Genomic DNA, 11,582 nt, shown 5'->3' with positions numbered 1-11,582 from the left:
AACTAGATCCTATATACTTTAATTTGAGCCTAATGTGTCTAAGACAACTTCTTCATTATGATCAGAATCTGCTGATTCTTGATGTTGTCCTAATTCCTCCAAAGCAATTTCTTTATTATTATAAGCCTCTACATAATTTATTTTGGATATGATAGCTAAATCAAAACTTTCTATTGCTTCTTGATAATGTCCTAATTTGCACAAAGCAACTCCTTTATTATTATGTGCCTCTGCATAATTTAGTTTGCATATGATAGCTAAATCAAAATTTTCTATTGCTTTCTGATAATGTCCTAATTCGTTTAAAGAAGCTCCTCTATTATTATAAGCCTCTGGATAATTTATTTTGGATATGATAGCTAAATCAAAATTTTCTATTGCTTCCTGATAATGTCCTAATTTGCACAAAGCAACTCCTTTATTATTATGTGCCTCTGCCTCATTTGGGTTGTATTTAATAGCTGTATCGTAATTTTTAATTGCCTCTTGATATTGGCCTAAATCGCTTAAAGCAACTCCCTTATTATAATAAGCCTCTACATAATTTATTTTGGATATGATAGCTAAATTAAAACTTTCTATTGCTTCTTGATATTGGCCTAATTTGCTTAAAGCAACTCCCTTATTATTATAAGCATCTGCATAATCTGATTTATATCTAATAGCTAAATTAAAACTTTCTATTGCCTCTTGATATTGGCCTAAATCGCTTAAAGCAACTCCCTTATTATAATAAGCCTCTACATAATTTATTTTGGATATGATAGCTAAATTAAAACTTTCTATTGCTTCTTGATAATGGCATGATTTGCCTAAAGCAACTCCTTTATTATTATAAGCCTCTGGGTAATCTGATTTATATCCAATAGCTAAATCATAATTTTTAATTGCTTCTTGATATTTTCTTGATTTAAAAAATGAATTTCCCTTATTAAAATACTTTTCTGCTAGCATATCTTTATCCTGATTAAATTATATTATTAAGAACTGATTGTTTTGATGTAATAGCTGCTTAATAATACTGGTTATAAATTTTATATGATTATTAATCACCCCTTAAATTTTCGATTAGCTACTATCACCGCTATGATAATTTCTGAATTGAATGTGTTATCATCAAATTTCTCTTTCAGCATTATTTTAATAATATCAGAAAACTTATCGAGATTCTGTATTTTTTTCATTATTTTCTATCACTAATAATTTGTATGTATAAAACTTCTGATTTGATAAATACTTTTAAAATCTAAGATACAAGCTCAAGCTCATATTGAACATGGAGTAGGCCGCGCTTTTAAGGAGTGCTTTGACATGGCCATTCCATTCATTACGGTAGAGATTTAAGCCATGCATTCTAATGTGGCGCTTAGTGTCTTCATCTGGTTCAGAGAAATAAAATCACGGTGGCTTTGTTTTTTTGCTCCTTATCAAAAATATTCTTACCAATTTTAGTCCAATGATCTTGAACAGTTGGATGTTGTGTTAAAGTATCCTTTAGATAGACAAAAGCACCAAATAGAGTGTTAGTAGGTAAATGATCTATTTATTTTAGCTTTAACAGCTAAACCACCAATTTCTATAAGATGTCTAGTGCGCATTCTACGCTCTTTATCTTTTAGATTAAGTTCTTTCATTATAATTTTAGCTTTTTTTTGCTGAAGACTATGCTGCATAAGATTTACCATGTTAGTAATGAAGAAAGATAAAAAAAAATCAGGCCAGAATATATCAAAATAAAATTCCAGTAAAGGAAATCATACCGAACCTACCAAACCAACATCAAAAAAATACAGTAAAAACAAGAGTTCCAGTTAGAAGCTTCATTGTAAGATAAGCTTATACACAATACGTAAACTTAAAAGTTTACCGCAAAAGTACTCATTAGCTGATTTCTTGAAAAAAATGTACTGGCAAAATTAAAAAATTCATGTTACTGTGAAAGTCAGGTGATGATTGAAATGGCGATACAGTTTGCAAGATTTTTAAGTAGAAGCAAAGGAGGAGATAGTTGTTGTAAAGCAGCGTATAATGCACGAATTTTTGTTAAAAACGAACAAACAAATACAAGTTATAATTTTTCTCGCAAGAAAGATAACGTATACCATACAGTGCTGCTACCAACTTATGTAAATCAAAAATTTACGAATGTACAAACATTAATGAATGAAACGTACTGAAACAAGAAGAAATAGCAAGTTGTTGAATGATATTGTATTCACAGTTGAACGAATATTATACTTCTTTATGCTAGCTAATAAGGCCTAGTTTAATATTTATGATATAAAGCTTATTTCTTAGCTTTTATGTTGTTCATCACTAAGATATATCATATCTCCACATAAATTGGCAAATGCTTCTGTTAATGCTTGGAATTGCTGATCATCATTGTTAATATCCTCATCATCTGTAATTTCTATGCTATACCATTCTTGTAACAATTCCTTACAGTATTTTAAAAAATTATCAGCTATTTTTTCTCCTCCACAAAATTGATCGAGATCTGAAATATCTATGTCATGAATATAACGCAACCAATCTTTTATTAATGATTGGAGTATAATAATATAAGTACGCCCTGACCATCCATCAGTTTCAGTAGTTCCTGAGCATAGAGTATATAGATGTTGATGCTTTTCTGCTATATTGACTTCATCAATGAATATGTCTGATATAACCTGATTCATATTTCTAGTTAAGCCAATACTTGCAGAAACTGCATTTGGTGCAGACATAGGAAAATAGTCCTGAAATATTAGCATTAGCAATTCTTGTGGCAGGTGAGCTTTAGGATACCGTTTAAAATTTCCAGAGTCATACTTTTTATTTAAAAAGTGATTATATAACTCAAAACACATTGGTAATGTTAGTACAGTAGCTAAGTTACGTTGTACTTCGCAAGCAAAAATAGAAAAAAATTCTGTAAATATTAATTGATTCTCAGGAGATAGCTCTACCTTTAGATCTGAGGTAGTAAGAAAATTTTTTAAGGTTGATAATACTGGTCCATGTATTGCTGATAGCAATTTAAAATTTGCTTGATCTTTATAACTACCAAATGATGATAATTTGCTCACACGTGTTAGATGCTTTGATGAAAAATTATGAATCTCTGGATTTGTATAACAACCAATAACATTTATAGATGTACTATAAGAAAAGCGTGATATTAAAGAATTTTTTGCACTGACTTGATCAGCATTGGGCTGTAAAATTGAGGACACAGCTGCACTAGGAAGAGATAGCAACTGAAGAATTTTTTGCTCCGTTATTAGGGAATAATTAACACTTATAATATTTACAAATAAACTATAGCTTCTTGGATAGTTTGCTACAGAATAGTTAAGAGTAATAGACCTTCCGTAATCTACATAAATACCATTCATAGTGCCATTGAAAAGGTCTAGTGGTAAATTACTACGAAACTGATCATTATTTGTAATATCTGGAAGTACATCACGTACACTATAAAGGACATAATGACCTAAATATTGAACTATTGCTACACAAATAGTAAGATCACGTGTATACGTCACAACTATATTGTTTCATCAAGATAACACTTAAAACTCCCAGTTCTGCTATTATTTTTTCTTGAAAAGCTATCTGCATGTTGGTATGCTCTGCCTTTGTTATTATGCAAATATAATCGTAATTACTGTTAATATCATCTCCTTGTTTGCCAAAGTAGCTTTTCAAAAGTGATTGATTTTCTTCTAAAAATTCAATCATGTCATTAGTATCACTACCATGCCCTTTTATCTTCTGTGATAATTCATATAAGAACTTGTTTTTATAGACATACTTTTTTGCATGATAAACTTTACGCTCAATTTCATTTATATAACCCTTGTATATCTTAGAAAATAAGTCAGGCGAACCATTACTCTTAAATTTGAAGTTACTATCAAGCTTACAATTAGAAGATTTGAATTTAAAACCACCTTTAGGTTTCATAATATTTACCTCCATCTATATTTATTTAGTTAATAAATTACTTACTAGATATAAATTATATAGCTAATTATGTCTAGTAGAAATTAAAATATTTTAATATTTTCTTAACTACTAAATTAGTAGTTAAGAATAAAAAAGATCACAATGACCCTATCTTATTTAAAATTAATAAATATATTTACTTAAGACACAATCTTGGGATTATATTAAACATTAGGCAACTTCTTTTTAAGAACTGATATTTTTAACATAGCTGGACTATCCCTGATGAAAGCAGTTCCTCATTATCCAAAACTGAGAGAATTGTAATAAAAAAAATTAAACACCACGTGTATCAAAACAAGACAGATCTACATTTCCCAATACTTTCATTTCAGCATCAGATACATCTGTTGATTCATTTGGAATATCTTCAAATGCATCATAGAATATATCATCTTCTTGTTGCATTTCTAGACTAGCAGAGGATTCAATTGTATACATCCTCATGTGCATCAAAAAATATATCATCTTGTTCTACTGTGGCAATATATTGATCTATACTTATTAAACCACGTATATAATCTTCTTGAGCAGCAGTTGTTATTAATGTATCCCAAATCCAATATGGAATTCTATGTACTATATATCCGTGACTTTGCAATAATTTTGTATTAATCTTTGTTGAAATATTAGGGATATTATTGTCCTTATAATGAGATGGTCCATCTACTTGAATTATTGTATTTCTGTCTTTAATAAAGATATCAACGTTAGAAGTGGCATATTTTATATAGTACTCACTTTTTACAGTATATGATGCGAGTACTTTTTGGACTACTTTCAGTACATTTAGTTGTAAATTTGAAATACGAGAAGGATTTAAAGTAGCTTTAAACTTCTGTTCAAGAAGCTGCCGATTTTTTGCAGTTAATATACCTGTAGTTTTTTTACTAAAGTAATAGTGTGCCCTCAAAATTTGACTAATATTCTCATTGCATAGCTGTTGTATAATAGAACTATTAATAGAATCAATGAATGGCTGTGGTATTTGAATATTAGAGTTGCATAGAATCTTTAATGCGCATATTGCATAAATAGAATTAGCTAATTCTTGAGCATTAAAGTGTTCAATTATATTAGTAGCCTGATGCATCCAAGCCTTAATGAATGGTTCTGATGGCTTAATTTCTAAATGCTCTAATGCCCATATAGAATTAGCTAAACTTTGAGAGTTAAAGCTGCACATTATATTAGTAGTCTGATGCATCCAAGCCTTAATGAATGGTTCTGATGGCTTAATTTCTAAATGCTCTAATGCCCATACAGAATTAGATAAGTTTTGAGAGTTAAAGCTGCACATTATATTAGTAGCCTGATGCATCCAAGCCTTAATGAATGGCTCTGATGGCTTAATTTCTAAATGCCCTAATGCCCATATAGAATTAGATAAGTTTTGAGAGTTAAAGCTGCACATTATATTAGTAGCCTGATGCATCCAAGCCTTAATGAATGGCTCTGATGGCTTAATTTCTAAATGCCCTAATGCCCATATAGAATTAGATAAACTTTGAGGAACAAATTCATCGATTAAGGCAATAGCTTGATTTGTCCATGCATTCAAAAATTCAGCACTTATATTATATTTTCTTGATTTTACAAGTTGGTTTAAAATTGTTGACAAACCTCTAGCATCAAATTTATATCTTGAATATCTTGGATCATTAGTTTGCAATAAAAATAAGGCTCTATCGTGAATCTCTTTTATAACTTCAGAAGATATATTTCTATCTTTAAGTTTTTGACATAGCTGAATGCTATTCATTGACTGAATATTAGACTGTTGTGGATTAGGTCTACGATACATATTTTCAACTCCAGATACCAAGTTCATATTTGCATAATATTTAACACACTAATAGTAATTTGTTAATAAAGTGTTTTGAAAACTCTACTTAACTTATGTTGAAGTGTAACTGCTGCATCTGCTGGTATTTAGTGGCCAAAATTCTTCCAGCTTGTTTCTCTTTTGAACCAATAGCTTAATTTATTAATTAAGTAAAGATCAAAGCATGAATTTGAACACCGCTGCAGAGTTTTAGGCAAGAAAGTAGTTTTAGGTGGAATTGTGATTGGTTTAAGTTTGTAATCGCAGATATAGGAGACAGATTTCATACAAATGAAGTACTATCACTATGATAAAAAACCAGAACCATTAGCTGAAATAAGGAAAGCAACTGAACAGCCTTATAACCTAGAGAATAGATTTTTATAAATAACAAACATTATCAATATGATAATATGCAAACCCATGAAATAAAGGCAGCTCATAAAGTTAGAAGATGAGCTATCCAAAAAGAGTAGCCCATGATGCATATAAGGCATGCAAAAAGCCAAAACCTCAGGTATTGTTAAAAAATAAAAACTACCCGCAATCTAAGGGCAAATAACAACTACCTAATAATATAAATTATACCATGAAATTGCAAAAATAACAAGCGAGAGAAAAGGTTTTAAGTAATCGAAGACATGTGTGATTTAAGAGCTAGAATAGCAAATCAAGCTGAAAACATAGTTCGTGATCTTCTTATAGAGAACCAAATCTATATTTATCCAAAGAGCTATGTTTGGGGAAGAGCGGAAAAATTGTCTGCAATACTAGTGGTTCAGTATGCAGGAAGATGGTATGACTTCAGCAGTGGTGAAGGTTGTGATTTAGCAAGAAGAGAAGTGATTTTGTTAAAGCTAAGGAATACCTGCAGAGCATGGTAGGAATATCAACTTATTCTACTGGATTATTAACAAACAACCACTCAAGAAGTTGCTCAAAAAGATGAGCTATTTAAAAATTCGAAAAGTTCAATACTTTTATAATCAGTCTATACCATTATATTTTAGCAAGAGTACTGAAGTTCAAATCGTAAAAAAATATCTTGAAACACATAGAGGGATCGATTGTTTTGCAATGAATTCTGACTTAAGAGCAAGCATAGTCTTGAATACAGATACTCAAGAAAATTATCCAGCATTTACAGCTTTTTTAAGAAATGCTAAAGGTGAAGTTACAGGTGCACAAGTTATGTATTTAAATTCAAAAACAGGCGATAAAGCAGATATTTCAGTGCCTAGCAGAGCTTTTGGTAAAAGCAGAGCTTTTGGTAAAATTAGTGGTTCGTTTGTTAGAATTAGTCAATGGAATCCAAGTAATCCACCTATAACAATTATAACAGAAGGAGTTGAAACCGCTCTAAGCCTTAAACCAATTGATGGAAAAATTATAGCTGGTGTTGATGTACATAATTTTAAGAACCTATTGCAGGAGAAAAAATCATCATAGCTGCAGATAATGATGGACAAAATTCAATAACCATTAATACTGTTAATAAGGCTGTAAAAAGCTTGGAAAAAAAAGGAGCGAATGTGATGATGCTACTACAAGAAGGTGATTTCATAGTTAAACTAATTCAAAATGAATCAGCAATAAAACCTACTCAAGTTAAAGATTTATAAGAAAGATCATCTCCTCTGTACTACCATAATCAAAAGGATGAAGCAAATGTAGCAGTAATAACGGCAAATAAATATCTGGAAAATCATACAGGAATTTATAATTCAAAAGCCTTTGATAGTTCTAATCTAAGAGTGATTTGGCATGAAGGAAACTCAAGCAAATTCTTATGCACTAACTGTTTTTGTAAGAAATGAAAAGGATGAAATTACAGTGCACAAGTATTATATTTAGACTCTAACATGTGTAATAAAATTCAAGAAAAAATTGTTGGTAAAATTAACGGTTCATTTGCTACAATTCAGAATTTAGATGATTCCCCTGTAACTATTATAACAAAAGATATTGAAAATGCGCTAAGCCTAAAACAATCAAAAATAGAAGGAAAATGTGCTATCGACGAAGTAATATTCAAAACTATAAGCCATAGTGGCTAAATTTACCAATGAATTTATTAATTAGATGTTCAAAAATTTAAAACATGATGCATTTTTAAGCATCTTATGACTGATCCGATAGCAGCTTTGGATTATCTGAAAGATTATTTACCAAGCAGAGTTATCTACTTAGTTGATTTAAACACTGTAACAATCGAAAAAAAACTCATTTGTCTAAGCAGATCTACATCGCAGCATGTGCGATATTCTACTTTCGATTACCAGAGGTATATTAAATTATACCTATGCGGCAATAGAATCATCAACTACTACAGAAATAAAAACTCTGTTATTTTTTTTTCGAAAAAATTTTACTTTTCCTGTAGTCAAGGAAAAAATAGTGTGATCCTTGCCTAACCCTACATTTTTTCCTGGATGAAATTTTGTGCCTCTCTGTCTAACGATAATATTACCAGCTTTTACAAACTGCCCATCAGACTTTTTTATCCCTAACCTCCTACCAGCAGAATCACGACCATTCTTTGAACTACCACCAGCTTTTTTCGTTGCCATATAACTTTCCTTATCAATTATTATTTATTAATTATAGCTTTTATTTTTAGTATATTTTAGATACTCTTAGAAATATCTATAATTTTAACTTGTGTGAGCTCTTGCTTATGTCCACTTTTTTTACGATAATTTTTTCTTCGTTTTTTCTTAAAAACTATAACTTTTGAACTAGATAGTTGATCTAATATTTTAGCTGTAACAACAGCTCCATTAACAATAGGAGCTCCAATGAAAGAAGGCTTACTATATTCTCCAATCATTAAAACTTGCTTAAATTCAATAGTTGAGCCTGGTGCGCCATCAATTTTCTCTATTTTAATTATGTTATCTTTTGCAACTTTGTACTGCTTACTACCTGTTTTAATAACTGCAAACATTGAAACACCTAACTTATAATCTTAACACCACAAGATATAATGTTATATCCTTAAAGTCAATTGTAAACAGTATTAAAAATATAGTAAAAAATTGTACTTAATAACACTGTTACATAATTTAAAGTTAGAAATATTAAGATACATAAACTAATTAGTACTATTAGGTATAGCAAAATTTTAATTGAATGTATTTAAGAATTGATAAATTATAATTGTTAAATTCAAGTAGCATATTTTTATAAGAAAATCAAAATTTCTAGTGTAGAATAAAGCATATGTTATACTAAAATTCCAAAATTATGCATGCAAAAAATACAAGCAGTTTTGATATTAACTATCTAACTAATGAATCAAATACTAAGGAATATACTGTTAATGAGCTTTCATTATATATAAAATCAGCTATTGAACATCAGTTTGGCATTGTAAAAGTACGTGGAGAGGTTTCTGGATTAAAAATTGCTGCTTCAGGTCATAGCTATTTTAGCTTAAAAGACGATAAGGCAATTTTGAATGCATTTGTTGGAAAAAAACTCTAGATCTTATTGCTATTAAGATAGAAGATGGAATAGAGATTATAACAACTGGAAGACTTACTACTTATTCTGGGCAATCCAGATATCAATTAATAATTGAAAGTTTTTGTATTGCTGGGGTAGGATCACTAATGCAAATATTTTTTCAACGTAAAGAAAAATTAATGAAGGAAGGGTTGTTTGACAGTTCTAGAAAAAGAAAGTTGCCATCATTTCCAGTGATTATTGGAGTGATAACATCTATCTCTGGAGCTGTGATCAGAGATATTGCACATCGAGTTAAAGATCGATTTCCTAGTAAGCTGCTGATATGGCCAGTAACAGTACAGGGTAGCAATTCTGCTAATGAAGTAGTAACTGCTATTCAAGGATTTAATAGCATATCAACTGATCAACATAATTTAGCACCTGAAGTTATTATTATAGCTAGAGGCGGTGGATCAGTTGAAGACTTATGGTCCTTTAATGAAGAAATTGTTGTTAGAGCTATAGCTAATTCAGCTATTCCAATAGTATCAGCAATTGGTCATGAAGTAGATTTTACGCTTGCAGATTTTGCAGCTGATCTAAGGGCTCCAACACCATCAGCGGCTGCTGAGATGGTAGTGCCAGTTTTATCTGATGTAAAAGCTTGTTTAAATAATGCAATAAGCAAAATCAAATGTGCTACTTATAATTATCTAAAATGTAGTATTATATTACTACAAAATTATAGTAATGTGATAAAGAAACTAGAAACAATAGTAGATTTAAACTACCAAAGGTTTGATGAACTTGTATTTCGATTTGATACTAAAATATCTCAACTTGAAGAACTTAAAAAACAAATTTTACAAAGTAATATACTAATAGATCCTACTACATTAGTACAATTATATATACTCAAACTTGAAAATATTAATAATAAATTACATCAACTTATAAAGAGACTGTTTAGTAACTTAAATAGTAAAGTTTATTTATTAGATTCTCTTTTAAATAATATGGATTATTCAAAAGTACTTAAAAGGGGATTTGCTATTGTAAGATCAATAGAAGGGCCAGTAATATCTTCTTTTCAACAGCTTAATGGTAATGACAAAATAAAAATACAATCCAAGATGGAGTATCGCAAGCTACAATTGATTCTTAAGTATTAGAATTGAGCATATAAATTATAAATTTATTCAAAATAATTATAAAAAAGAAAATGCAGAAGAATGTATTAAACATGGGGATACTAGATTTTAATACTTCTACTGGTATAGATGAAAATAAGAAATTACAAACAGAATTAGGTTGGAAATATATTTACTTGTTAACACATATATTTATATAGCTATATAAAAGATCCACAAATTTGCAGTTATAATATTCAAGTAGCTAAATCTGGATTAAATTTATTACCTGATATGGTACTAGCGTTCTCAATAATAAAAAATACTTTATCAATTTCTGCTAATGCAGAGTTACATGATCAAGGAGGGGACTTTTTACAAAAGTAATAAACAATATCCCCTGCATCGCAAGCACACATATTATATTACAAAATTATATTATAAATCGTACTATACAAGTAATAGCAGTCAACATAAATTAGCAAGAAAATTTTCTTAGAGAACTTAGACAAACAGTCTAAAAGCAGTAATTCTGTTTAATGCTATACAACAAAGCAAAAGAGCTTGAGAAAACTTGTAAAGTTGTTATGAAAAAAAAGATTAATCCTCAACCTAATAAGGAAAACAATATATTACTAGGATTACAAGCACTTTTTAGCAAGAAGTTAAATTAAAAAAAAGATTTACTGTTTAAAATTAAAAAAAGCAACAATCGAGCATTCATATTTATCTGATAAAGAAGATGATCTTTGCATAAATCACCTGCAGCTATAATTGCCGCATGAGAAAACTTATTCTACTAATATTTAAATTAGCTAAATATTTCAAATGCAGATAGCACCTGCGCAGGTTACATTAACGTGCATTGTACTCTTATTATCAGTCAGTACATTCATTCATCATTTGTGTAACTTTAGACATATACTGCCGAACTGATTCTAAACTAACTCTAGCATAAATACTCGTTGATTTTATACTACCATGATTCAATACTGCACGCATTAAATACTGACCTGCACCATCATCTGCCATCCAAGTTGCAAATATCCTTCTTAGGTCGTGTATTCTTAAATTTTCTATGCTGGCCTTTTGACAAATTTTATGCTATGCTCTATATGGATACTCTAAATGTCCGCTTTTACTACTATCCATTTGTAGTACCCATTTACTTTTAGATTCTA

Annotated in this window: 15 protein-coding genes and 3 pseudogenes; 7 read left to right on the top strand and 11 right to left on the bottom strand. The window is 29.8% G+C overall.

From position 1 onward, the window contains the following. Nucleotides 1-18 precede the first annotated feature (18 nt). The 3 genes and pseudogenes from OCHUTO_RS04355 to OCHUTO_RS05530 all read right to left on the bottom strand — a co-directional run bounded on the left by OCHUTO_RS04355 (nt 19) and on the right by OCHUTO_RS05530 (nt 1,685). Complete coding sequence (locus tag OCHUTO_RS04355; protein WP_052694656.1) at nt 19-954, bottom strand: tetratricopeptide repeat protein; 936 nt, start codon at nt 952-954, stop codon at nt 19-21. Nucleotides 955-1,049: 95 nt separating this feature from the next. Continuing rightward, a complete protein-coding gene (locus tag OCHUTO_RS06865) occupies nt 1,050-1,184 on the bottom strand; it encodes a hypothetical protein (protein WP_269745494.1) in 135 nt (44 codons plus the stop codon). Nucleotides 1,185-1,246: 62 nt separating this feature from the next. Then, nucleotides 1,247-1,685 (bottom strand): annotated as a pseudogene (locus OCHUTO_RS05530) (conjugal transfer protein TraD). A gap of 273 nt (nt 1,686-1,958) precedes the next feature. On the opposite strand from OCHUTO_RS05530, the pseudogene OCHUTO_RS06950 reads away from it, so the two are divergent. Beyond that, nucleotides 1,959-2,223: pseudogene (locus OCHUTO_RS06950) on the top strand (MobA/MobL family protein); the annotation flags it as partial. Nucleotides 2,224-2,294: 71 nt separating this feature from the next. Here OCHUTO_RS06950 and OCHUTO_RS04340 read toward each other — a convergent pair. The 4 genes from OCHUTO_RS04340 to OCHUTO_RS04330 all read right to left on the bottom strand — a co-directional run bounded on the left by OCHUTO_RS04340 (nt 2,295) and on the right by OCHUTO_RS04330 (nt 5,827). Continuing rightward, a complete protein-coding gene (locus OCHUTO_RS04340) occupies nt 2,295-3,533 on the bottom strand; it encodes a hypothetical protein (RefSeq protein WP_045797576.1) in 1,239 nt (412 codons plus the stop codon). Further along, nucleotides 3,517-3,954 (bottom strand): hypothetical protein, encoded by a 438-nt coding sequence (locus OCHUTO_RS04335; protein ID WP_156961307.1) that lies wholly within the window; start codon nt 3,952-3,954, stop codon nt 3,517-3,519. Before OCHUTO_RS04335 ends, OCHUTO_RS04340 begins: the two co-directional genes overlap by 17 nt. 318 nt (nt 3,955-4,272) lie before the next feature. Continuing rightward, nucleotides 4,273-4,404 (bottom strand): hypothetical protein, encoded by a 132-nt coding sequence (locus tag OCHUTO_RS06860; protein ID WP_269745493.1) that lies wholly within the window; start codon nt 4,402-4,404, stop codon nt 4,273-4,275. A gap of 19 nt (nt 4,405-4,423) precedes the next feature. Beyond that, entirely contained in the window at nt 4,424-5,827 is a 1,404-nt protein-coding gene (locus OCHUTO_RS04330) for an RAP domain-containing protein (protein WP_052694655.1), read from the bottom strand. Between the two features lie 635 nt (nt 5,828-6,462). Here OCHUTO_RS04330 and OCHUTO_RS04325 point away from each other — a divergent pair. Then, nucleotides 6,463-6,705 (top strand): hypothetical protein, encoded by a 243-nt coding sequence (locus OCHUTO_RS04325; RefSeq protein ID WP_045797574.1) that lies wholly within the window; start codon nt 6,463-6,465, stop codon nt 6,703-6,705. Nucleotides 6,706-6,766: 61 nt separating this feature from the next. Further along, nucleotides 6,767-7,270 carry a DUF7146 domain-containing protein gene (locus OCHUTO_RS04320; protein ID WP_045797573.1) on the top strand — a complete coding sequence of 168 codons (504 nt, stop codon included), beginning with the start codon at nt 6,767-6,769 and terminating at the stop codon, nt 7,268-7,270. Here OCHUTO_RS04320 and OCHUTO_RS06075 read toward each other — a convergent pair. Then, the gene (locus OCHUTO_RS06075) at nt 7,236-7,385 is read right to left on the bottom strand and encodes a hypothetical protein (protein WP_198139669.1); all 150 of its coding nucleotides are present in this window, start codon (nt 7,383-7,385) and stop codon (nt 7,236-7,238) included. The two genes, OCHUTO_RS04320 and OCHUTO_RS06075, sit on opposite strands and share 35 nt — an antisense overlap. Nucleotides 7,386-7,683: 298 nt before the next feature. Between OCHUTO_RS06075 and OCHUTO_RS04315 the strand changes: the two genes are divergently transcribed. After that, on the top strand, nt 7,684-7,878 hold the full coding sequence (locus tag OCHUTO_RS04315) for a hypothetical protein (protein WP_045797572.1): 195 nt from the start codon (nt 7,684-7,686) through the stop codon (nt 7,876-7,878). A 51-nt stretch (nt 7,879-7,929) separates the two neighbouring features. Further along, nucleotides 7,930-8,235, top strand: coding sequence for an Rpn family recombination-promoting nuclease/putative transposase (locus OCHUTO_RS07155; protein WP_370664247.1), 306 nt, complete (start codon nt 7,930-7,932; stop codon nt 8,233-8,235). On the opposite strand, the gene rpmA is transcribed toward OCHUTO_RS07155, so the two are convergent. Together rpmA and rplU are read right to left on the bottom strand one after the other, a co-directional pair. After that, nucleotides 8,122-8,391, bottom strand: coding sequence for a 50S ribosomal protein L27 (rpmA, locus tag OCHUTO_RS04310; protein WP_045797571.1), 270 nt, complete (start codon nt 8,389-8,391; stop codon nt 8,122-8,124). The genes OCHUTO_RS07155 and rpmA overlap by 114 nt on opposite strands. 56 nt (nt 8,392-8,447) lie before the next feature. Next, entirely contained in the window at nt 8,448-8,768 is a 321-nt protein-coding gene (gene rplU, locus OCHUTO_RS04305) for a 50S ribosomal protein L21 (protein WP_045797570.1), read from the bottom strand. Nucleotides 8,769-9,067: 299 nt separating this feature from the next. Between rplU and xseA the strand changes: the two are divergent. Beyond that, a pseudogene (xseA, locus tag OCHUTO_RS04300) lies at nt 9,068-10,443 on the top strand (exodeoxyribonuclease VII large subunit). A gap of 50 nt (nt 10,444-10,493) precedes the next feature. After that, nucleotides 10,494-10,622 (top strand): hypothetical protein, encoded by a 129-nt coding sequence (locus OCHUTO_RS06855; RefSeq protein ID WP_269745492.1) that lies wholly within the window; start codon nt 10,494-10,496, stop codon nt 10,620-10,622. 658 nt (nt 10,623-11,280) lie between these two features. Here OCHUTO_RS06855 and OCHUTO_RS06650 read toward each other — a convergent pair. Then, nucleotides 11,281-11,448: a hypothetical protein gene (locus OCHUTO_RS06650; RefSeq protein ID WP_232297001.1), complete on the bottom strand. Its 168-nt coding sequence runs from the start codon at nt 11,446-11,448 to the stop codon at nt 11,281-11,283. Nucleotides 11,449-11,582: the final 134 nt, after the last annotated feature.

Source organism: Orientia chuto str. Dubai (genome assembly GCF_000964595.1).
Lineage (GTDB): Bacteria > Pseudomonadota > Alphaproteobacteria > Rickettsiales > Rickettsiaceae > Orientia > Orientia mediorientalis.
Note: the sequence above shows the minus strand (reverse complement) of the source record. Positions and strands in the feature narration are given on the sequence as shown.